Source organism: Parapusillimonas granuli, from assembly GCF_013416525.1.
Taxonomy (GTDB): Bacteria; Pseudomonadota; Gammaproteobacteria; order Burkholderiales; family Burkholderiaceae_B; genus Parapusillimonas; species Parapusillimonas granuli.
Map to the genome: position 1 here is coordinate 23,465 of NZ_JACCEM010000014.1, position 21,336 is coordinate 44,800.

At 64.5% G+C, this 21,336-nt stretch carries 22 protein-coding genes; 11 read left to right on the forward strand and 11 right to left on the reverse strand.

Annotated elements, in window-relative coordinates:
- Nucleotides 1-9 precede the first annotated feature (9 nt).
- The gene (locus tag H0A72_RS20240; protein ID WP_180158329.1) at nt 10-1,680 is read right to left on the reverse strand and encodes a Na/Pi cotransporter family protein; all 1,671 of its coding nucleotides are present in this window, start codon (nt 1,678-1,680) and stop codon (nt 10-12) included.
- Nucleotides 1,681-1,833: 153 nt separating this feature from the next.
- Here H0A72_RS20240 and H0A72_RS20245 point away from each other — a divergent pair, with 153 nt between their 5' ends.
- The 3 genes from H0A72_RS20245 to H0A72_RS20255 are packed head-to-tail and all read left to right on the forward strand — an operon-like array spanning nt 1,834 to nt 4,461.
- A complete protein-coding gene (locus H0A72_RS20245; protein ID WP_180158330.1) occupies nt 1,834-2,985 on the forward strand; it encodes a lactonase family protein in 1,152 nt (383 codons plus the stop codon).
- A 53-nt stretch (nt 2,986-3,038) separates the two neighbouring features.
- Nucleotides 3,039-4,073: a PI-PLC domain-containing protein gene (locus tag H0A72_RS20250; RefSeq protein ID WP_180158331.1), complete on the forward strand. Its 1,035-nt coding sequence runs from the start codon at nt 3,039-3,041 to the stop codon at nt 4,071-4,073.
- A 55-nt stretch (nt 4,074-4,128) separates the two neighbouring features.
- Complete coding sequence (locus tag H0A72_RS20255) at nt 4,129-4,461, forward strand: hypothetical protein (RefSeq protein WP_180158332.1); 333 nt, start codon at nt 4,129-4,131, stop codon at nt 4,459-4,461.
- A 102-nt stretch (nt 4,462-4,563) separates the two neighbouring features.
- On the opposite strand, the gene folE2 is transcribed toward H0A72_RS20255, so the two are convergent.
- From folE2 to H0A72_RS20275, 4 genes are all read right to left on the reverse strand, one after another.
- The gene (gene folE2 / locus H0A72_RS20260; protein WP_180158333.1) at nt 4,564-5,373 is read right to left on the reverse strand and encodes a GTP cyclohydrolase FolE2; all 810 of its coding nucleotides are present in this window, start codon (nt 5,371-5,373) and stop codon (nt 4,564-4,566) included.
- A gap of 167 nt (nt 5,374-5,540) precedes the next feature.
- The gene (gene dxs, locus H0A72_RS20265) at nt 5,541-7,415 is read right to left on the reverse strand and encodes a 1-deoxy-D-xylulose-5-phosphate synthase (RefSeq protein WP_180158334.1); all 1,875 of its coding nucleotides are present in this window, start codon (nt 7,413-7,415) and stop codon (nt 5,541-5,543) included.
- A gap of 73 nt (nt 7,416-7,488) precedes the next feature.
- Nucleotides 7,489-8,403: a polyprenyl synthetase family protein gene (locus H0A72_RS20270; protein WP_180158335.1), complete on the reverse strand. Its 915-nt coding sequence runs from the start codon at nt 8,401-8,403 to the stop codon at nt 7,489-7,491.
- Between the two features lie 2 nt (nt 8,404-8,405).
- Complete coding sequence (locus H0A72_RS20275; protein ID WP_425502539.1) at nt 8,406-8,675, reverse strand: exodeoxyribonuclease VII small subunit; 270 nt, start codon at nt 8,673-8,675, stop codon at nt 8,406-8,408.
- Between the two features lie 279 nt (nt 8,676-8,954).
- Here H0A72_RS20275 and H0A72_RS20280 point away from each other — a divergent pair, with 279 nt between their 5' ends.
- Nucleotides 8,955-10,106 carry an aromatic ring-hydroxylating oxygenase subunit alpha gene (locus H0A72_RS20280; RefSeq protein ID WP_180158336.1) on the forward strand — a complete coding sequence of 384 codons (1,152 nt, stop codon included), beginning with the start codon at nt 8,955-8,957 and terminating at the stop codon, nt 10,104-10,106.
- Between the two features lie 42 nt (nt 10,107-10,148).
- On the opposite strand, the gene H0A72_RS20285 is transcribed toward H0A72_RS20280, so the two are convergent.
- On the reverse strand, nt 10,149-11,021 hold the full coding sequence (locus H0A72_RS20285; protein WP_180158337.1) for a rhodanese-like domain-containing protein: 873 nt from the start codon (nt 11,019-11,021) through the stop codon (nt 10,149-10,151).
- Complete coding sequence (locus tag H0A72_RS20290; RefSeq protein ID WP_246437046.1) at nt 11,014-11,904, reverse strand: DMT family transporter; 891 nt, start codon at nt 11,902-11,904, stop codon at nt 11,014-11,016. The genes H0A72_RS20285 and H0A72_RS20290 overlap by 8 nt, the downstream gene beginning before the upstream one ends.
- 194 nt (nt 11,905-12,098) lie before the next feature.
- Here H0A72_RS20290 and htpX point away from each other — a divergent pair, with 194 nt between their 5' ends.
- The 6 genes from htpX (at nt 12,099) to H0A72_RS20320 (ending at nt 16,259) form a co-directional block, all read left to right on the forward strand.
- The gene (gene htpX, locus H0A72_RS20295) at nt 12,099-12,980 is read left to right on the forward strand and encodes a protease HtpX (RefSeq protein WP_180158339.1); all 882 of its coding nucleotides are present in this window, start codon (nt 12,099-12,101) and stop codon (nt 12,978-12,980) included.
- A gap of 225 nt (nt 12,981-13,205) precedes the next feature.
- A complete protein-coding gene (gene rpsF / locus H0A72_RS20300) occupies nt 13,206-13,583 on the forward strand; it encodes a 30S ribosomal protein S6 (RefSeq protein ID WP_180158340.1) in 378 nt (125 codons plus the stop codon).
- Between the two features lie 19 nt (nt 13,584-13,602).
- Nucleotides 13,603-13,920, forward strand: coding sequence for a primosomal replication protein N (gene priB, locus H0A72_RS20305; protein WP_180158341.1), 318 nt, complete (start codon nt 13,603-13,605; stop codon nt 13,918-13,920).
- 94 nt (nt 13,921-14,014) lie between these two features.
- Nucleotides 14,015-14,287, forward strand: coding sequence for a 30S ribosomal protein S18 (rpsR, locus tag H0A72_RS20310; RefSeq protein ID WP_180068302.1), 273 nt, complete (start codon nt 14,015-14,017; stop codon nt 14,285-14,287).
- 16 nt (nt 14,288-14,303) lie between these two features.
- Nucleotides 14,304-14,759: a 50S ribosomal protein L9 gene (gene rplI / locus H0A72_RS20315; protein WP_180158342.1), complete on the forward strand. Its 456-nt coding sequence runs from the start codon at nt 14,304-14,306 to the stop codon at nt 14,757-14,759.
- Nucleotides 14,760-14,891: 132 nt separating this feature from the next.
- Entirely contained in the window at nt 14,892-16,259 is a 1,368-nt protein-coding gene (locus H0A72_RS20320; protein ID WP_180158385.1) for a replicative DNA helicase, read from the forward strand.
- Nucleotides 16,260-16,282: 23 nt separating this feature from the next.
- Here the strand turns inward: H0A72_RS20320 and pdxA are convergent, their stop codons facing one another.
- The 4 genes from pdxA to H0A72_RS20340 are packed head-to-tail and all read right to left on the reverse strand — an operon-like array spanning nt 16,283 to nt 19,936.
- Nucleotides 16,283-17,290, reverse strand: a complete 1,008-nt coding sequence (gene pdxA / locus H0A72_RS20325) for a 4-hydroxythreonine-4-phosphate dehydrogenase PdxA (protein ID WP_180158343.1) — start codon at nt 17,288-17,290, stop codon at nt 16,283-16,285.
- A 2-nt stretch (nt 17,291-17,292) separates the two neighbouring features.
- Nucleotides 17,293-18,969, reverse strand: coding sequence for a PhoH family protein (locus H0A72_RS20330; protein WP_180158344.1), 1,677 nt, complete (start codon nt 18,967-18,969; stop codon nt 17,293-17,295).
- 50 nt (nt 18,970-19,019) lie between these two features.
- Nucleotides 19,020-19,490 carry a peroxiredoxin gene (locus H0A72_RS20335; RefSeq protein WP_180158345.1) on the reverse strand — a complete coding sequence of 157 codons (471 nt, stop codon included), beginning with the start codon at nt 19,488-19,490 and terminating at the stop codon, nt 19,020-19,022.
- Entirely contained in the window at nt 19,487-19,936 is a 450-nt protein-coding gene (locus tag H0A72_RS20340) for an MTH938/NDUFAF3 family protein (protein ID WP_180158346.1), read from the reverse strand. Before H0A72_RS20340 ends, H0A72_RS20335 begins: the two co-directional genes overlap by 4 nt.
- A gap of 160 nt (nt 19,937-20,096) precedes the next feature.
- Here H0A72_RS20340 and alaC point away from each other — a divergent pair, with 160 nt between their 5' ends.
- On the forward strand, nt 20,097-21,284 hold the full coding sequence (gene alaC, locus H0A72_RS20345) for an alanine transaminase (RefSeq protein ID WP_180158347.1): 1,188 nt from the start codon (nt 20,097-20,099) through the stop codon (nt 21,282-21,284).
- The last annotated feature ends 52 nt before the right edge of the window (nt 21,285-21,336 follow it).

The window sequence follows — 21,336 nt, forward strand, 5'->3', positions numbered from 1 at the left end:
CTGCGCCGGCTATTCGGCCGGCTGGTCGCTTTCGCGCAGCCGGTTGGGCAGCAGCTCGTTGTGCTTGGCCAGGATGGGGTAGGCGGCGGCCTCGACCAGGCATGAATTCAGTGTCTTGGCTTCGCGCAGGATGTCCAGGTATAGCGAGCCTTGCTGCGCCCGCTCCAGGTCGCCCGACTTCAGGCTCTGCAGATGCTGCTCGGTGGCATTGGCCTCGACTTCCCGGAAATGGTCTTTTTCGAACGCCAGGTAACGGGCGCTGCGCAGGTCTTCGGCCACGAACAGGGCGGCGCTCTGGCGATGGTTGCGGATCAGGCGGTCCATCACCTGGATCAGGTTGTCCCGCTGCTGCGGCGTGAACATCCAGCCTTTCTTGCTCATCGTGGCGGCGTGGCCCAGCAGGCCTTGCGTCGCCACGCCGGCGGCATGCGCCATGTTGGACGAAAAGCTCAGTATTTCCTCACGCCGGCGGTTGTCGTCCTGGTTCATGGTTTCCGGATCCAGCGTGGCCAGGTAGGCGGTGATGTGGTTTTCCAGGCGGCTGACCGCGTTGTTGACGTAGCGGGCGTGGGCCACCCGGTGCCGGCTGTCGCGCAGAAAGCCCGCGCGGGCGATGCCCAGCAGGTTCTGGGCCATGTCGGCGATGCGCAGGGCTTCGCGCGCCGCGTTGCCCAGGGCGATGGCCGGCACTTCGTGCGCGGACTCGTCCAGGTACTGGGGCCGGGAAGGATCGTCGGGGTCGGCGCGCTTGGGCAGCAGGCGTATCAGCAGCTTGGAATAGGGCGTGAGCAGCGGCAGGAAGATCATGGCCACCGCCACGTTGAACAGCGTATGGAAATTCGCCACGGCGCGGGACGGGTCGTCGCTGAGCGCGTCCATGAGATCCGGCAGCCAGGGCAGGGCCGGCAGCGCCAACAGACAGCCGGCGATGCGCGTGCCCAGATTGCCCAGCGGCAGCCGCTTGCCCGCGGGGTCGTCGCCGGCGCCCGCTTCCAGCATGGGATTGATGGCGGTGCCCAGGTTGGCGCCCAGCACCAGCGCACAGGCCAGCTGCGCGCTGATCAGCTGGTGGTGGGCCAGCGACATGATCAGCACCACGACCGCCAGGCTGGAATGGGCGGCCCACGCCAGCGCGGCGGCGAGCAGCAGGGCGATCACGGGCTGGCCCGACAGCGCCTCGAGCGCGATTTCGAGCAGGTGGGCGTCCTGCAGGGGCGCGAACATCAGGACGAGTTCGTGCAGGGCCAGCAGAAGCAGGCCCAGGCCGATGAAGAGCCGGCCCAGGTCGCGCTTGCGGCCGGGCTCGTAGCGGCGGAACAGCCATACGCCGATCAGTATCAATGAGGGCGCGAGCGCGGTGAGGTTGAAGGAGAGCAGCTGCACGATGATGGTCGTGCCGACGTTCGCGCCCAGCATGGCCGCCAGGCCGGGAACCAGGCTCAGCAGGCCGCTGGCGGCGAAGCTGGTGATCATGAGGCCGGTCGCGGTGCTGCTCTGCACGGCCGAGGTGATGGCCAGCCCGGCGAAGAAGGCCCGCGCCCGGGTGCTGAGGGCGCGGCCCATCCAGGTCCGCAGGGCTGCGCCGAAGGCGCGCTGCACGCCGCTCTGGACCATGTGGACTCCCCAGATGAGGAGGGCGACGAAGCCGCCGAAGTTCAGAAGTCCGACAATATCGCTCATCGGTGCATGATAAACCACCCAAGACCGCGCAACCGCCGCCCTTGCGCCTTTCTCCATTCTGGGCCATGATCCTGTTGCTATGAGACCATTGTTGTTACAATTTGCAGCCTCCATCGCATCCTGAGACATCGCGCCGAGAAGAACCCGTCACTTATGAAAAAAGTCGCCATCGCACTGATTGCCATCGCATCGGCCGCCACGCTCGTCGGGTGTTCCGACGGCGGTGGCGGCTCGTCGGGCAATGCCGCCGTCCCCAGCGAAGACAGTCCAACCTACTTCTATGGCCCCAAGAACCTGGCCGTCCATAAAATAGCCGGCGCTCCGGATGCCTTGCTGCGTATTCTCAATGAGAATGACACGCTGACCACTTGCGCATCCAACGGCATGGGCGAACTTTCAAATTGCGGAATCGATGAACTGGACGGCGCCGACGTCGTGCATCAGATGGTGGTGAATCCGCGCACCGGCTCCGTGTATTTCCTGCAGGACAGCACCGATTCCGTCCTCGTCTGCGACGGGGCCCGGGGCGCACTGTCTTCCTGCAAGCCCTCAACGGGCGGCGGGGCCTTCAAAGACCCGTCCTCCTTGGCCCTCAACGATACCGGCACGGTGGCCTACGCCACCAATGAAGACGACACGCTCACCGTGTGCCAGGTGCTGGGCGACGGCGGTTTCAGCAGTTGCACGGTAACCGACGTGAACGGCGCCCTGGATACGCCGGTCCAAGTCGGCCTGGCCTCCGGAGACTACGGCACGCATGCCTTTTTCCTGAACGGTGAAACCAAATCCATGATCACCGGCTGCACTTTGGCGCCCGGCGGCATGCCAAGCGCCTGCCAGGCCCAAAGCAACGAGCTGTTCACCGCTCCCGCCACCATGGCTTTTTCGCCCAACGGAAAGTATGCCTATATCGGCAATGTCGACGACAGTATCGTGGCTTGCCGCATCGGCAACGATGCTTCGCTTTCAGCCTGCGTCGCGACGGAAGCCGGGGAACAGGAAATCTTTGCCGGAATTCAAAAAATCGCGGTCGACGCCGACGGCACCAATCTTTATGCCGTCAGCGCCCGCAATAGCCGCGTCACACATTGCAAGCTGAAGAATGGCGGCGCCGAACTGTCGGATTGCAATCCCTACAGTATCGAAGGGTTCATGCTCACGACCGATCTCGCGCTGAACGAGAACCTCGGATCGGCGTCTTTGTTCCTCACCAGCCTGTACAACGATACCGTTTATGGCTGCGCGCTCGAGCCGAATGGCGGTTTCGGCGAAAGCTGCGTTGGCACGCGTTTCATGGAGCAATAGGAAGTTCCATGGCCTCTTCCCCTATGACTTCAATAACGAATCCCGCTCAGAACATGATCCGAAAACTCCTGCTGGCCTGCCTGCTGCCGCTATGGCTGTTTCCGGCCATGGCTCAAGGCGAAACGCTTTACTACAACATCGCTCACGCGATCAATCACTCCAAATACATCGACTGGGCGGTGCAGGAAGGCGCCAATGCAATCGAGGCGGACCTGCGCTTCAGCGACAGCGGCGAGGTGGTCAAGTTCCAGCATGGCGCGCCGTGCGAGTGCAAGTTTCTTCGATTTCTGGGCAAGCTGCCCAGGGTGATATGGAACGAGACCGATATCTGTCGCCAGATGGTGAAGGTCGACCCGCTTTTCATTCCCGATCCGAAGAAAGGGAAAGTGGAAAGAATCCGGTCGGGAGACGATGCATGCCTGGTCCATGAGACGGCGCCCAGCTTCATGAATACGCTCGCCAGGAATCCGTCGATCGCGCTGTTCATCGTCGACAGCAAGGTCGGGGACAGCGTGGCGGACAATGACACCGCGAAGGCCGCGGCGGGAAACAACGTCATTGCGACGCTGATCGAAGAACTCTTCGAAAAGGACTACAAAGGAAACGTGATCGTCGGTGTGGACAAGGCGTCGCATCAGGCCTATATCAAGGCCGCCGCGGCTGCCGCGCGCGGCACGAAGTACGAGGACCGCATCTACTTCAGCTTCGACGAAACAGGCGTCCTGCGGGGCTGGATAACCGGCGTGCAGAAGTGGCTGCTGGGCAGCCCGGTGGAACGCACCATCGAGCTGCTGCACCGCCTCGCTCCGGACAAAGGCGTTTACGGCAATGGCATCTCGGCCAACCTGGAGGTGATCGGCGGCTTGACGGATACCTTCCGGGCAGGTGTCGCAGCCGAACGGGGAGGCAGGCTTCGCATGAACTATATCTGGACGCTGGACGCCAGAAACCCAATGGATCACTACCTGTCCCTGGGCGTGCGGGGGATCATGACCAATAGCCCCAGGACGCTGAAAGAGGTCATGCAGACTTACCTGGTCCCGCTTCCGAACGGGCGGCGCATGGCGCGCCCGGGAGACCCGCTGTAAGCTTCCGAGCGCAAAAGCTCGATTCCGTCAGGGCCTGTCCGCGCGGACGGGCCTCTTGCCGCTGTCGCTCCTGCCGGCCATCGCCAAAGGCGACACGCTCTACTACAACGTCGCCCATGCGATAAAAAGCCGTCCTCAACCCGCAGAATTACTTCCCCAGTTTGGGCGCATTCCAGAATTGGAACGTGGAGAACCGGCGACAGCAGAACTTTTGGCCAGACATCTTCCGAAGTCGCATGTGATCAAGACGTTGAACTCCATTCTCGTTGAGGAAATCGTGCCTGATGCGCGACCGTCCGGGGCCAAGGACCGCCGTGCATTGCCTGTCGCCGGCAACGACTTGCGCGCAAGGAAAACCGCCAGCGTGATGGCACTGGAGCCATGGTGAAATGAAAAAGGGGCCGGGCCCAGGCGGGCCCTGGCCCCGGGACCAAGCAAAACGGGCCGGGCTCCGCATGGGGCCCGGCCCGTTTGGCTCGCCGGCTGCGAATCAGCCTTCGACCACGGCGTAGGCGGAATGATTGTGTATGGATTCGAAATTCTCCGCCACGACCCGGTAGCGGCGCAGGCCGGACAGCCGCTTGAGCCGGTCCGCGACATCGCGCACCAGGTCTTCGACGAATTTCGGATTCTCATAGGCGCGCTCGGTGACGAATTTCTCGTCGACGCGCTTCAGCAAGCCCCACAGCTCGCAGGACGCCTGGCGCTCGACCTCGTGGATCAGGGCTTCGGGGTCGGCCAGGCGGGGGTCGCCATACGCCACGGTGGCCGTGACGTGCGAGCGCTGGTTGTGGGCGCCGTATTCCGAGATCGCCTTGGAGCATGGGCACAGGCTGGTCACGGGTACCAGCACCGAGAGCTCGAACTCGATGGATTCGGGGTTTTTCCCCACCCGGGCGGCCCAGGTGAGCTCGTAGTCCATGAGGCTTGCGACGCCCGAGACCGGAGCCGTCTTGTTCAGGAAGTAGGGGAAGGATGCCGTCATGTCGCCGCGTTCGGCATTGAGCAGGGGCAGCATCTTGCGCGCCATGTCGCAGAACCCGGCCGGCGTCATCGGCGTCTGGCGGTGTTCTTCCAGCAGCGCGACGAAACGCGACATATGCGTGCCTTTTTCGTGCGCGGGCAAGGCGACGGTGAGTTCCCAGTTGGCGACGGTCGGCATGGCCGTGCCGTCGCGCATGGAGATCAGCATGGGATGGCGCACCCCTTTGACACCCACCCGCTGGATCGCAATGTGACGCGTGTCTAGGCTGCTTTGGACGTCGGGCATGGCGACAACGGGATCAATCAGTGTATTCATTTAAACGAAACCTCTGTAACGCCGCCTGGCGAACGCGGCGTAAATTACGGTCAACAAATCATTATGCTGCACCCGAGCACCGATTAACCCTATAACCATAATGGGATTAGGGCTGAATGAGACTGGACGCGGGAAGGCATCGGCCCTGGTCATTTATACACCCATATTCAGGAGCCTGCCCGCTCATTATTGAACATTTCGGCAAAATGCGCGCGAATGGACGCCTGCATGCCTTCGGCATCCAGGCCTAGCCCGGCCAGGATGGCCGCCTGCTCGCCGTGATCGATGAAGCGGTCGGGCAGGCCCAGCTGCAGCACGGGGCGGTCGATGCGCTCGCGGCTGAAGAATTCCAGCACGGCGCTGCCCGCGCCCCCCATGACGGCGCCTTCTTCGACGGTGACGAAAGCCTGATGCGATTGCGAGAGTTCCCGGAGCAGGGCTTCGTCCAGCGGCTTCACGAAGCGCATGTCGACCAGGGTGGCATCGAGCGCGTCGGCGGCCTTGCCGGCGGCGACGGCCAGCGTGCCGAACGCCAGTATGGCGATGCGCCCGCCCTGGCGCCGAACCACGGCCTTGCCCAGCGGCACGGTGTCCAGGCCTTCGGAAACGGTCGCCCCCGAACCGCTGCCGCGGGGATAGCGGACCGAAGCCGGCCCCGGATGCTGGTAACAGGTGCTGAGCAGCAGCCTGGCCTCGTTTTCGTCGGAAGGCGTGGCCACCACCATGTTCGGGATGCAGCGCAAATACGCGATGTCGTAATTGCCCGCGTGCGTGGCGCCGTCCGCGCCCACGATGCCGGCGCGGTCGAGCGCGAACGTGACGTCCAGGTCCTGCAGGGCCACGTCGTGGATGAGCTGGTCGTAGGCGCGCTGCAGGAAGGTGGAATAGATGGCCACGACCGGCTTCTGGCCTTCGCAGGCCAGGCCGGCGGCGAACGTCACCGCATGCTGCTCGGCGATGCCGACGTCGAAGTAGCGGGCGGGAAAGCGCTGCTCGAATTCGACCATGCCGCTGCCCTCGCGCATGGCCGGGGTGATGCCGACGAGGCGCGCGTCGGACTGCGCCATGTCGCACAGCCAGCGCCCGAAGACCTGGGTGAAGGTCTGTTTGGTGGGCGCCTTGGGCTTTTGTATGCCCACGCTCGGGTCGAACTTGCCCGGACCGTGATAGAGCACCGGGTCGGCTTCCGCCAGCTTGTAGCCCTGGCCCTTGCGCGTCACCACGTGCAGGAACTGGGCCCCGCCCAGCGCCTTCAGGTTTTCCAGCGTGGGGATCAGGGCGTCCAGGTCGTGGCCGTCGATGGGGCCGACATAATTGAAGCCCAGCTCCTCGAACAGCGTGGCCGGCGACATCAGGCCTTTTGCGTGGCCCTCGACGCGCCGCGCGAACTCGAGCATGGGCGGCACGTGCTGCAGGACCGCCCGGCCGACGTTCTTGGCGGCGGCGTAGAACCCGCCCGACATCAGGCGCGCCAGATAGCGGTTCAGCGCCCCCACCGGCGGCGAGATCGACATGTCGTTGTCGTTCAGGATCACCAGCATATTGACGCCCGGCGTGACGCCGGCATTGTTCAGCGCCTCGAAGGCCATGCCGGCCGTCATGGCACCGTCGCCGATCACGGCGATGTGCTGGCGGTCGCGCTTGGCGTTGCGCGACGCGACCGCCATGCCGAGCACGGCGGAGATGGACGTGGACGAATGCGCCGTCCCGAATGCGTCGTATTCGGACTCGCAGCGCCTGGGAAAGCCCGAGATGCCGCCCTGCTGCCGCAGCGTGGACATCTGTTCGCGCCGGCCCGTCAGGATCTTGTGCGGATAGGACTGGTGCCCGACGTCCCAGACGATGCGGTCGTCGGGGGTGTTGAATACGTAGTGCAGGGCGATGGTGAGCTCCACCGTGCCCAGATTGGAGGATAAATGGCCACCCGTCCTGGAGACCGATTGCAGGACGAATTCCCGCAATTGCGTCGCGATGCCATCGAGCTCGGATCGGTCCAGCTTGCGCAAGTCGGCTGGTGTCTTGATGTTTTCTAGGGAAGCCATACGAATCAGTCTGTTCAGTCAACCGGCATTTTAAGCCGCGTGCCGGCGGCCGGGATGGTACGGGTATGCCGCATCAGCGGTCGCGCCCCACGATGTAGTCCGCGATGCTTGCCAGGTGCGCCGCCGACGGCCCCAGGGGCAGTAGGGCGGCATGCGCCTGGGCATGGAGGGACTGCAGCAGGTCGCGCGACCCGTCCATGCCCATGATGGAAACATAAGTGGGCTTGTTCTCGGCGGCGTCCTTGCCCGCGGTTTTCCCCAGCGTGGCGGTATCGGCCGTGACGTCCAGTATATCGTCTACCACCTGGAAAGCCAGGCCGATGGCGGCCGCATAGGCCTCCAGGCCTTGCCGCACGGCGGAGCCGGCGCCCGCCACGATGCCGCCCAGCAGCACGCTGGCCTCCAGCATGGCGCCGGTCTTCATGCTGTGCATCAGCTTGAGTTCCTCGCCGCTGAGCGCCAGGCCCACGCTTGCGCAGTCGATGGCCTGGCCCCCGACCATGCCCAGGCTGCCGGCCGAGCGGGCCAGCAACTGGGTGGCCTGGACGATGAGCGCCGGCGCGATCGGCATCAGCCCGAGGAGCTCGAAGGCCAGCGGCTGCAGCGCGTCGCCCGCCAGCATGGCGTTGGCCACGCCGAACTTCACGTGCGCCGTGGGGCGGCCGCGCCGCAGCTCGTCGTCGTCCATGCAGGGCAGGTCGTCGTGCACGAGCGAATAGGCGTGGATGAGCTCGACCGCCGCGGCGGCGTGATCGAGCGCGATTTCCTGGGCGGACGCGGCTGTGCCCGACTGCAGCGAGGCTTCGCCCGCGGCGTAGACCAGCGCCGCCCTGATCCGCTTGCCGCCGCCCAGAACCGCGTAGCGCATGGCTTCATGCAGCGTGGGCGGAACCGCCGTGACGGGCGGCAGGAACTGGTCGAGCACGGTTTCGATGTGCTGCACGCGGTCGTCGAGCCAGGCCGGGAAATCGATGGTGTGGCGCCCCATGGCTACTCCTGGTCGCCGGAGAGGTCGTCCAGCGGCTTGAGAAGATTGTCTTGCAACACCTTGACCTGCTGTTCCGCGTGATCGAGCCGGCGCTGGCAGATCTTCACCAGTTCCACGCCGCGCTCGTACGCGGCCAGGGATTGATCCAGCGCGAGCGTGCCGTTTTCCATCTGGGCAACCAATGCTTCGAGCTGGGCCAGCGCGGTCTCGAAATCCTGGGGCAGCTCGCCCGCCTTGCTTTGCGCCATGCCGGTGTCCGAAGGTGTAGCCATGTCAGTGTGGTCCATGAACGTTTCCAATAAGCTTGCGCGCCCGCGGCGCTCCGCCCCTATTCGGCGGCACTGGCCAAATTGTACGGGAAGCCGGGCCCCGGCGCCCGAACCCGAGCGCCCGGGCTAACCAAACAACACACTAAGTCTTGTTTTATAAGAAGAAATCTAGGGTACAATCCTACCTCCTTAAAATTTCATCGGCCAGTCCGTTTTTTTCTTCGCACCGGGAACACGAATCGCATCGGGGGTTCTTCCGGTTTAATCATCGCGGGGGGAACCATGACCGACATCGGTCGGGAAGCGCATTTTGCGCCGGCACAAACGCAGCTCAGCGTCAGCAGCTATTTTGACGAAGCCATTTTTGCTCGAGAGCAAGAATTCATTTTCAAGCAATCCGCCCTCTATGTGGGACACGAAAAATTCGTTCCCGAGGTCGGCGACTGGCACACCCTGCTCCAGGAGCGCGCCGGGCGCGCGCTCGTGCGCAATGCGGGCGGGGTTGAACTCATTTCCAATGTCTGCCGCCACCGGCAGGCCATCATGCTGGGCGGTGAGGCGGGGGACGTCTGCAGCACCCGGCTGGCCAGCGGCAACCTGCGCGACACCGGCGGCAACATCGTCTGCCCCGTGCATCGCTGGACCTACAACGACCAGGGCAGGCTGATCGGGGCGCCGCAGTTTCCCACGACGCCCTGCATGGACTTGCAGCGTTTCACGCTCAGGAACTGCCACGGGCTGCTGTTCGAGGGCCCGCGCGACCCCGCCAAAGACATGGCGGCGCTGTTCGAGCGCCCGGAATTCGACTTTTCCGAATACGTGCTCGACCACATCGAGGTCCACGAGTGCAACTACAACTGGAAGACCTTCATCGAGGTCTATCTGGAAGACTACCACGTCGCGCCTTTCCATCCCGGCCTGGGCCATTTCGTGACTTGCGACGACCTGACGTGGGAATTTTCGGGCTGGTACAGTTCGCAGCGGGTCGGCGTGAACAAGGCGCTGGCGCAGCCGGGCAGCGACGTCTACCGCAAGTGGCACGACAGGCTGCTGGAGTACCGCAGCGGCGACGCGCCGGACTTCGGCGCGGTCTGGGTCACGTATTTCCCGACGCACATGATCGAGCTCTATCCGCACGTGGTGGTGCTGTCGACGCTGCATCCGGTCTCGCCGCAAAAGACGGTGAACATCGTGGAGTTCTATTATCCGGAGGACATCGTGGCCTTCGAGCGGGAATTCGTCGAGGCGCAGCGCGCGGCCTACATGGAAACGGCGATCGAGGACGACGAGATCGCCGAACGCATGGATGCGGGCCGGAAGGCGCTGATGCTGCGCGGCACCAGCGAGGCGGGGCCGTACCAGTCGCCCATGGAGGACGGCATGCGGCATTTCCATGAGTGGTACCGGAAGATGATGGGGCCGGTCGGGATTTGATCGCCGGGGGCCGCGCCCCCGCCCCCGCCCCGGCCGATGCCGTCAGCCCTCTTGCCCGCGCGCCATCGGCCGCGAAGGGTCGCTGATCCATTCGCTCCAGGATCCATGATACAGAGCCGAGCCGCCCAGCCCCGCGAGTTCCATCGCGAACAGATTGTGGCAGGCCGTGATGCCCGACCCGCACTGATGGACCACCTGTTCGGGCTTGCGGCCGCCCAGCAACGCCAGGTATTCCTGCCGCAGCCGCTCCGCCGGCTTGAACCGGCAGTCCTCCTGGAGGTTCTCGGTGCTGGGCCGATTCAGGGCGCCCGGGATATGGCCCGCCACGGGGTCGATGGGTTCGTTCTCGCCGCGGTAGCGCTCGGCCGTGCGGGCGTCCAGCAGCGTGAACGACGGCTGGCTGATGTTGGCCAGCACCGCCTGCGCGTCGACCGTGGGCATCGCCGGCTGGGGCGGCAGGCCCAGGCTTTGCAGCGCCTGCGCTTCCGTGACCGAAGGCGCGCGTTCGCCGGTTTCGACCTCGCCGCCCGCCTTCAGCCAGGCGTTCCAGCCGCCGTCCAGCACCCGCACGTGCTCGTGGCCCAGCCAGCGCAGCAGCCACCACAGATGCGCGGCGAACATGCCGTTGCCGGCGTCATAGACCACCACCTGCGATTGGCGTGTCAAGCCTTGCGACCGCATCAAGGCGGCGAAATCCCGGCGTTCGGGCAAGGGGTGGCGGCCGTTGGAGCCCGTCTTGGGCGCCGACAATTCCGTTTCGTGGTCGAGATACAGCGCGCCGGGTATGTGGCCCTGCTGGTACGCCCGGCGCCCCGCTGAATGGTCGGAAAGATCGTGCCTGACGTCGAAAATCAGCCATCCCCGCGAGGAGAGGTTGTTGCGCAGGTCTTCTGCAGAGATCAATAAGTTAGACACGCCTGGTCTCCTGTGTTGCTGTTTCCGCACCGACCGGCTGCGCCTGCAGCGCGGTCTGCCCCCTCATGATACGGTCTTCGCTGTAGGTGCGCCAGATGGACAGCAGGCCCGAGGCGATGATCAGCGCCATGCCCGCCCAGGCGATGATGTCGGGCAGGTCGTCCCAGAATGCGATGCCCAGCAGCGCGGCGAAAATGATGGTCGTGTACTGCAGCGCGGCGGTCAGCAAGGCGGAGCCCAGGCCGAAGGCGCGGGTCATGGCCAGCTGCCCGACCAGGCCCTGCAGGCCCACGCCGATCAGCGCCAGCAGGGCGAGGCCGTCGATTTCGCGCGGCCCGTCGGCCGCGAAGCCGGCGAAGCCGGTAAAACAGACGAAACAGGAGAAAATGAACACGGTGCGCCACTCGGGTTCGCCCACCCTGCCCAGTTCGCGCACCTGCATCATGGCGACCGCCGACAAGGCTCCCGCGGCAAGACCCACGGCCGCGGGCAGCAGCTGGTCCTGCCCGATGCTGGGCCTGAGCACCGCGACCACGCCCAGGAAGCCCAGGACGACGGCCGCGATCCGGACGGGGTCGCGCTGCGTGCCGCCCCAGGCCAGCATCCAGCCGGCGATGAACAGCGGCGCGGTGTAGTTCAGGCTGACGGCCGTGGACAGCGGAAGATGGGAAATGGCGTAGAAACCCAGCCACATCGAGGTGACGCCCGATATGTTGCGCCAGAAGTGCAGCTTCCAGCTTTTGGGCCGCAGGCTGCGTTTAGTGAACAGGGTCCAAAAAAAAAGCAGGAGGACGGACGGGATGCCACGAAAGATGACGACGTAGGAAAGCGATGCCCCAAGCTCGTAGGCGACTTTTATGCAAGCCCCCATGCCAGCAAACATGACACTCGCCAGTAACATCCACAGAGACTGCATTTATATAGACCTGGACCGGTATTCGGATTAGTTTTTCGACCAGCCGATACTATACTCTGATGCCTGGATTTTTTTTGCCGCGCGGGCTTTGAAATCCGGAACCAGACCCTATATAAATAGTCCAATCTTTGGCTCGCATCGTCTCGGGATACACACATAACATGAAACGCATATTCCTTTTCCTGCTCACCAACATCGCGGTCATGGTCGTGCTCAGCGCTTCCATGAACATACTGGGTGTCGGCCGCTACCTGACGGCCCAGGGGCTGGACATGACGCAGCTCCTGGTCTTCTCGGCCATCATCGGCTTCACGGGCTCGATCATTTCGCTGCTCATGAGCAAATGGATGGCAAAGCAATCGACCGGCGCGCGGGTGATCGATCCGCAAGCGCCCGCCAACGCCCGGGAGGCCTGGCTGCTGGACACCGTCTACCAGCTGGCCGACCGCGCGGGCATCGGCCGTCCCGAAGTGGCCATCTATGAGGGCGCGCCCAATGCCTTCGCCACCGGGGCCTTCAAGAACGAGGCGCTGGTCGCGGTGTCGACCGGGCTGCTGGAAAGCATGACGGAAGAAGAAGTGGCCGCGGTCCTGGGCCACGAAGTCGCGCACGTCGCCAACGGCGACATGGTGACGCTCACTTTGATACAGGGCGTGGTCAACACCTTCGTCATCTTCTTTGCGCGCATCGTGGGGTATTTCGTGGACCGGGTGGTCTTCAAGAACGAGCGCGACGTCGGCGCGGGCTATTACATTACGGTGATCGTCTGTGAAATCGTCTTCGGTGTGCTGGCGTCCATCATCGTGGCCTGGTTCTCGCGCCAGCGGGAATACCGCGCCGATGCGGGTTCGGCCAGCCTGCTGGGCTCCCGCGAGCCGATGATCCGCGCACTGGCGCGGCTGGGCGGGGTCGAGGCGGGCGAACTGCCCAAGGCGATGCAGGCCTTCGGCATTTCGGGCGCCCGGTCGATCAGCGCGATGTTCGCTTCGCACCCGCCCATCGAGGCGCGCATTCACGCGCTTCAGGCCGCGCAGCGCATCTAGGAAGCTTGGCGCGGCAGTCCCGCGAAGGGGGGGCGGGTGGCGGAACGAACGCTCCCGCCCCCCGCCCCCGCCATATGTTCCTTGCGCCTACCCCTGTAAAAATGCTACTATTGCTGGTTTCTTGCTCGACCGGTTTGGCAAATGTGTTTTGGCAAATGCGAAGCGCGGCGGGCTGACCCTTTCGGCATTTTCTTTGCCGGAAGCCATCCACAAGGAGTGTAGTTTATGCGTCACTACGAAGTAGTGTTCATCGTGCATCCCGATCAAAGCGAGCAGGTGCCCGCCATGATCGAACGCTATCAGTCGGTCGTCACCGGCAATGGCGGCCAGGTTCACCGCCTGGAAGACTGGGGCCGCCGCCAGCTGGCATACCCCATCCAGAAGCTCGTCAAGGCGCACTACGTGTGCTTCAACATCGAATGCGGCCAGGCCGCCCTCGACGAACTCGAGCATTCTTTCCGCTACAACGACGCCATTTTGCGCCACCTCGTCATCAAGACCAAGAAAGCCCACACCACGCCTTCGGTCATGATGAAATCGGTCGAGCGCGAAGAGGCCCGCAAGGCCAGCGCCGAAGCGGCAGCGGCGAACCAGCCGGAATAATCCGGTTCCCGGAAGCGATGTGAACCAGGTCATCCTGACTGCGAACGCCTTCGAGGTCCAGCCGCTACGGTATACGCCGGCCGGCTTGCCCGCAGTGGAAATGATCCTGGAACACGCATCGGAAGTCCAGGAGGCCGGCCACGCGCGCCGCGTCGAAATGGTTCTTTCCGCGATCGCTCTCGGAGACGTCGCTTTGTTGCTGGCCGACACCCCCTTGGGGGCGTCCTTGTCGATACAGGGCTTTCTCGCCCCCTCGCGCAAGGGCTCCAGCAAGCTGGTGCTGCACATACAACAGGCGAACCGGGTTTTTTCAGGCGGTGCCAGCGCCGTCGTCTAGCGGAACTCATGGCAAATCAGCAGCGCAGGGGCGCATCGCCCCAGGCGCATGGAATATACGGCTCGGCTCGGTCCGGGCATTAAAGAGGCACATCATGGCTTACTTCAAGAAAGGCAAGGAAAAACGCAAGTTCACCCAACAGAATCCGCTGTTCAAGCGTCGCAAGTTCTGCCGCTTCACCGCGGCCAACGTCGACGAAATCGACTACAAGGATCTGGACACCCTGCGTGATTTCATCCAGGAAAACGGCAAGATCATCCCTGCGCGTTTGACCGGCACCAAGGCTCACTATCAGCGTCAGCTCGACACCGCCATCAAGCGCGCGCGCTTCCTGGCCCTGTTGCCCTACACTGACAACCACAACTAATCCGAGGCCTATCGTCATGCAAGTCATTCTGCTCGAAAAAGTCATCAATCTGGGTAACCTCGGTGACGTCGTGCGCGTGCGCGACGGCTATGCCCGCAATTACCTGATTCCCCAGCGCATCGCCCGCCGCGCGACCGATGCCGCGCTCAAGGAATTCGAAGCGCGCCGCGCCGAACTGGAAAAAGCCCAGGCCGAAAAGCTTGCCGCCGCCCAATCGGTCGGCGAGAAGCTGAGCGGTCAAAGCATCACCATCACGCAAAAGGCGGGCGTCGACGGCCGTCTTTTCGGCTCGGTCACGACCATGGACATCGCCGCCGCGCTGGCTCAGGCCGGCTTTGCCGGCGTCGAAAAGACGCAAGTCCGCCTGCCCGACGGCGCGCTGAAGGCCGTTGGCGAATACCCGGTCCAGATCGCGCTGCACACCGACGTGGTGGCCGACATCACCGTGGTGGTGCAAGGCGAAGTGGCCTGATCCGTCCTGCCTCCGTGGTACATTCCTTCACTTGAAGGCGATGCCGCGGCCGCAAGCAAAAAGCCGGCTCGCGCCGGCTTTTTCCATTTGCTTTTCCTGTATTTGCCGGAGCCCGAAGTGGACAGCAAGAAGATGACCAACGACCCGCAGCTGGAGTATCTGCGCGTGCCGCCCCATTCGGTGGAGGCCGAGCAGTCCGTGCTGGGCGGCTTGCTGCTGGACAACAGCGCGTTCGACCGCGTGACCGACGTCCTGAACGAAGACGACTTCTATCGCTTCGACCACAAGATCATCTGGCACCACATCACCCGCCTGATCGGGCTGGCCCGGCCCGCCGACGTGGTGACCGTGAACGAGTCGCTGGCCAGCGCGGGCAAGGCCGAAGAAGTCGGCGGGCTGTCCTACCTGAACGCGCTGGCCCACAATACGCCTTCGGCGGCCAACATCCGCCGCTATGCCGAGATCGTCCGCGAGCGCTCCATGCTGCGCAAGCTGGTTTCGGTGGCCGACGAGATCGCCGCGGCGGCCTTCAACCCGCAGGGCAAGGAAGCCCGGCAATTGCTGGACGAAGCCGAATCCAGGGTGTTCCAGATCGCCCAGGAAGGCGCGCGCGGCGCCACCGGCTTCCAGGACATCCAGCCTTTGCTGACGCAGGTGGTCGAGCGCATCGACGAGCTCTACCACCGCGAAGGCGATTCCGACGTCACCGGCGTGCCGACGGGGTTCACCGACCTCGACCGCATGACTTCCGGCCTGCAGCCGGGCGACCTGGTCATCGTCGCGGGCCGCCCGTCCATGGGCAAGACCTCTTTCTCCATGAACATCGGCGAGCACGTGGCGATCGAGCAGGGGCTGCCGGTGGCGGTGTTCTCCATGGAAATGGGCGCGGTGCAGCTGGCCATGCGCATGGTCGGCTCCGTGGGCATGCTGGACCAGCACCGCATGCGCACGGGCAAGCTCACCGCCGACGACTGGCCGCGGCTGACCCATGCCGTGCAGCAGGTGCAGGAAGCGCAGATCTACATCGACGAGACCCCGGCGCTGTCCTCCATGGAAGTCCGGGCGCGCGCCAGGCGGCTGGCGCGCCAGTGCGGCCAGCTGGGCCTGATCATCATCGACTACATGCAGCTCATGTCCGCCAGTTCGGCCGGCGAGAACCGGGCGACCGAAATTTCCGAGATCAGCCGCTCGCTGAAGGGCCTGGCCAAGGAGCTGAACTGCCCGCTGATCGCCTTGTCGCAGCTGAACCGCAGCCTGGAGCAGCGGCCCAACAAGCGCCCCGTGATGAGCGATCTGCGCGAATCCGGCGCCATCGAACAGGACGCCGACCTGATCCTGTTCATCTATCGCGACGAAGTCTACAACCCGGATTCCCCCGACAAGGGCACGGCCGAGATCATCATCGGCAAGCAGCGCAACGGTCCCATCGGAACCGTGCGCCTGACTTTCCAGGGCTCGAGCACCCGCTTCCTGAATTTCACCTCGGGCATGGGCGGCTAGGGCCCGCCAACGTTGGCGGGGTGCTAAGCCAAGGGGCCCGGCCCCCGGGTCATGCCGAGGGCCAGGTCGTACGCCGCGCGCAGCGACCCCGGGTCGGCGATGCCCCGCCCGGCGATGTCGAAGGCGGTGCCGTGGTCGACGCTGGTGCGCACGAAGGGCAGGCCCACCGTCACGTTCACGCCTTCGTCCACGCCCAGGTACTTGACCGGTATCAGGCCCTGGTCGTGGTATTGCGCCACCACGATGTCGAACTCGCCGCGCCGGGCGCGCATGAATATGGTGTCGCCCGGCCAGGGGCCGGTGGCGTCCACGCCTTCGCGGCGGGCCAGTTCAACGGCGGGGGCGATGATGTCCAGGTCTTCCCGGCCGAACCGGCCGTCTTCCCCGGCATGGGGGTTGAGCCCGGCGACCGCCACGCGGGGCGATGCGATCCCGGCCTGCCGGCAGGCGCGATGCGCCAGCCGTATGGTTTCGAGTTCGTTGTCGATGGTGATGAGTTCGCTGACGCGCCGCAAGGGCACGTGTATGGTGACCAGGATCACGCGCAATTCCTGGTTGGCCAGCATCATGGCATAGTGTTGCGTGCCGCTGCGCTCGGCCAGGATCTCGGTGTGGCCCGGGTAGTCGGCGCCGCCCGCCTGCATGGTCTTTTTATTGAGCGGAGCCGTCACGATGGCGCGCAGCTTGCCGGCCAGCGCGTCGTCGATGGCGTGGCAAAGGAATTCGTAGGCGGCCCGCCCGGCGCGCGGGTCGGGCCGGCCCGGAGGCAGGTCGGGCGGCAGGGCCTGCCAGCGGTTCAGCACCGGCACCGCGCCCGGCGCGCCGGTCGCGGCATCCGGCTCGCCGACGAGCTCGACCCGCAGCCTGCCCGCCAGGCCCAGCCGCGCGATGGCGGCGTCCAGGATGCCCGCGTCGCCATAGACGACGGAAGGATGGGGCAGGCCGCCGTCGAACAGCTTGGCGATGATTTCCGGGCCTATGCCGGCGGCGTCGCCCATGGTGATGCCGATGGGCCCGCTGGGCGCGTCCATGCTCAGAGCGCCTCGCTTGCGTAGTCGGCCAGCCGCGAGCGTTCGCCGCGCTGCAGCGTGATGTGGCCGGCATGCGGCCAGCCCTTGAAGCGGTCCACCACATAGGTCAGCCCCGAGCTGCCTTCCGTCAGGTAGGGGGTGTCGATCTGGGCGATGTTGCCCAGGCAGACGATCTTGGTGCCGGGGCCGGCGCGGGTGACCAGCGTCTTCATTTGCTTGGGCGTGAGGTTCTGCGCTTCGTCGATGATCAGGAATTTGTTCAGGAAGGTGCGGCCGCGCATGAAATTGAGCGACTTCACCTTGATGCGCGAGCGTATCAGCTCCATGGTGGAGTTCTTGGGCCAGTCCGGCCCCGAGCCGCCGCCGAATTCGGCATTGCCCGCGCCCAGGTGCAGCACTTCGAGGTTGTCTTCCAGCGCGCCCATCCAGGGCAGCATTTTTTCTTCTTCGGTGCCCGGCAGGAAGCCGATGTCGTCGCCGACCGGCACGGTGGCGCGGGTGATGATGATCTCGTTGTAGCGCTTGGTTTCGAGCGTCTGGGTGAGCCCGCTGGCCAGGGCCAGCAGGGTCTTGCCGGTGCCCGCCTGGCCCAGCAGCGATACGAAGTCGCAATCGGGGTTCATGAGCAGGTTGAGTGCGAAGTTCTGTTCGCGGTTCCTGGCCGTGATGCCCCAGACGTTGTTCTTGCCGTGGCTGTAGTCGCGCAGGGTGGCGAGCACCGCGCTCTTGCCGCTGACTTCCTTCACCTGGGCCTGCAGGGGGAGGTCGCCGTCGAAGTAGACGAACTCGTTGACGATGAATTCCGAGCACAGCGGGCCGCGGATGCGGTAATACGTGGTGCCGCCCTGCTGCCAGGATTCGACGTCCTTGCCGTGCTTGAGCCAGAAGTTCTCCGGCAACGGCATGACGCCGTCATAGAGCAGGTCGGAGTCGTCCAGCACGTGGTCGCTCAGGTAGTCCTCGGCTTCCAGGCCCAGCGAGCGGGCCTTGAGCCGCATGTTGATGTCCTTGGACACCAGGATGACTTCGCGCTTGTCGTGGATGCGCTGCAGCGCGTGCACGACGCAGAGTATGGCGTTGTCGGCCTTGCCCGGGGGCAGGTCGATGGGCAGCTTGGATTCCAGCGCCGTCGTCTGCAGGTGCAACCGCCCCAGGGCCTCGGCGTTGCCGAGGGCGTCCAGGTCCACGCCGGCTTCCAGGTCCTTGGTTCCGCTGACCAGGCCGTCCAGCGAACGGCTGACCTGCCGGGCGTTGCGCGCCACTTCCGACATGCCTTTCTTTTGATGGTCGAGCTCTTCCAGGACGATCATGGGCAGGAAGATGTCGTGCTCTTCGAACTTGAAGAGCGAGTTGGAATCGTGCAGCAGGACGTTGGTGTCCAGCACGAACAGCTTGCGCTTGGACGCCGCCAGCCGCTTTCTTTTCGAGGGCGTGCGCGCCTGGGCGACGGGCGCCGGTTCGGCGGCGGTGATTTCAGGCTTGATGGCGTCGGCCACGGCCGGCGGCTGGACCGGCAGCGCGGTTGAAGCAGGGCCCGCCTGCGGCGCCGCGGGAGCGGGCGCCGCGGCCTTGCCGGCCGGGCGGGGGGCAGTTGCCTTGGCTTTGACGGCGATGGGCGGTTCTGTGGTGTCGATGGCAACCGTGGCGCCCATGCGTGTTGGCAACTTGGGTAGCGGCATAAGGGTCTTAGCTCCTGAAAATTTTTGAGGTCCTGGCACGGGCGGGCGGCTCAGCCCCTGGCCGCCTGCACGGCCTGCAGGACGTCGTCGACGTGGCCCGGCACCTTGAGGCCGCGCCATTCGCGCTGCAGCACGCCGTGCTCGTCGATGAGGAAGGTGCTGCGTTCGATGCCGCGCACTTGTTTACCGTACATGTTTTTCATCTTCATGACGCCGAAGAGCTGGCACAGGCTTTCGTCTTCGTCGGCGATCAGGGGGAAGGGCAGGTCCTGCTTCTCGGTGAAGCCGGCGTGGGACTTCAGGGAATCGCGCGATACGCCGATGATCTGGCATCCCGCATCGACGAAATCCTGGTAGCGGTCGCGGAAGCCCTGGGCCTGCGTGGTGCAGCCCGGCGTGTTGTCCTTGGGATAGAAGTACAGCACGGTGAGGTGGCCGCGCAGGCCCTGGGCGCCGACTTCCCCTTGCGTGCTGGCGGCGGTGAATGCGGGTATGGGCTTGCCGACGGTGACCTGGCTCATGCGGGCTCCTTGTAGGGTAGAAGGGCCACGATCACGCGCCGCCCTTCGGACATCAGAATATTGTAGGTTCGGGCGGCCGCCTGGGTGCTCATGGATTCTATCCCTATGCCCAGCCTGAGGATGGGCGCCGTCACCCGGGCGGGCAGCAGGTACTGCTTGCGGCCCGTGCCGATGAGGATGACCTCGGGGGCGTCCGGCGGCTTTTGCGGTGCTGCGGAGTCGTCCAGAAACGCCATGGGATCGGCCTTTTCGTCCTGCAGGCCGGCGATGTCGCGCAGGACCGCGGTGGTGATGTCGGCCGCCGAGGACACCTTCCATTCGTGGATTTCCCCTTCGGGGGCGAAATAGACGGCATGAGTATAGGCCGTTTCGTTTATCTCGATGTGGTCGTCCCGGAACGCCGTCACGGTATTGAGGGCGGGATTGGATTCGCTTTGCAATTGCACTGGTTACTCCCCAAGTCAACTTGATGATAGCGCAAAGCTCGTTTTCATAGGATGGATTAAACTTGTTCGCCATTTGCCGCAGGCGACGGCTTGCGCTAGATTACTCATTTTGCTGCACTGCACACCCTCACCATTTCCGTCTACAGACCCAAGGACCATCATGACGAACTTTCCTCGCATAGAGCGTTTGCCGCCCTACGTGTTCAATATAACCGGCGAACTCAAGATGGCGGCGCGACGGCGCGGCGAGGACATCATCGACATGTCCATGGGCAACCCCGACGGCCCCACTCCGCGGCACATCGTGGACAAGCTCGTCGAGGCGGCCTCGCGGCCCGACACCCACGGCTATTCCGTCTCCAAGGGCATCCCGCGGCTGCGCAAGGCCATTTCGGGCTGGTACGAGCGGCGCTACGGCGTGCAGATCGACCCCGACAGCGAGGCCATCGTCACCATAGGCTCGAAAGAAGGCCTGGCCCACCTCATGCTGGCCACGCTGGACCGCGGCGACACGGTGCTGGTGCCCAACCCCAGCTACCCCATCCACATCTACGGCGCGGTCATCGCGGGCGCGAACATCCGTTCGGTGCCGATGACGCCGGGGCTGGACTTCTTCGAGGAAATCGAGCGCGCCGTGCGCGAAAGCATACCCAAGCCCAAGATGATGATCCTGGGCTTCCCCAGCAATCCCACGGCGCAGTGCGTGGACCTGTCCTTCTTCGAGCGCATCGTCGCGCTGGCGCGCGAGCACAACATCCTGGTGGTGCACGACCTGGCCTATGCGGACATCACCTTCGACGGCTACGTGGCCCCGTCCATCATGCAGGTGGAAGGCGCGCGCGACGTGGCGGTCGAGTTCTTCACCATGAGCAAGAGCTACAACATGGCCGGCTGGCGGGTGGGCTTCATGGTCGGGAACCAGGAGCTGGTCAACGCGCTCGCGCGCATCAAGAGCTACCACGACTACGGCACGTTCACGCCCATCCAGGTCGCGTCCATCGCTGCGCTCGAAGGCCCGCAGGACTGCGTCGCAGAGGTCGTGGAGCAATACCGGCTGCGGCGCGACGTCCTGGCCAAGGGCCTGCACGAAGCGGGCTGGCCCGTCGACATTCCCAAGGCGTCCATGTACATCTGGGCCAAGATCCCCGATTTCTACCAGGGCATGGGCTCGCTGGAATTCTCCAAGCGCCTGCTGGCCGACGCCAAGGTGGCGGTGTCGCCGGGCGTGGGCTTCGGCGAATACGGCGACGACTACGTGCGCTTCGCCCTGATCGAAAACGAGCAGCGGATCCGCCAGGCGGTGCGCGGCATCAAGGACATGTTCCGCAAAGACGGCATGGGCAGGTAGGCCGGGGCGGCGCTTGGCTACAATAAGCGTTTTTTCAGCGTTTTTTCCGCAA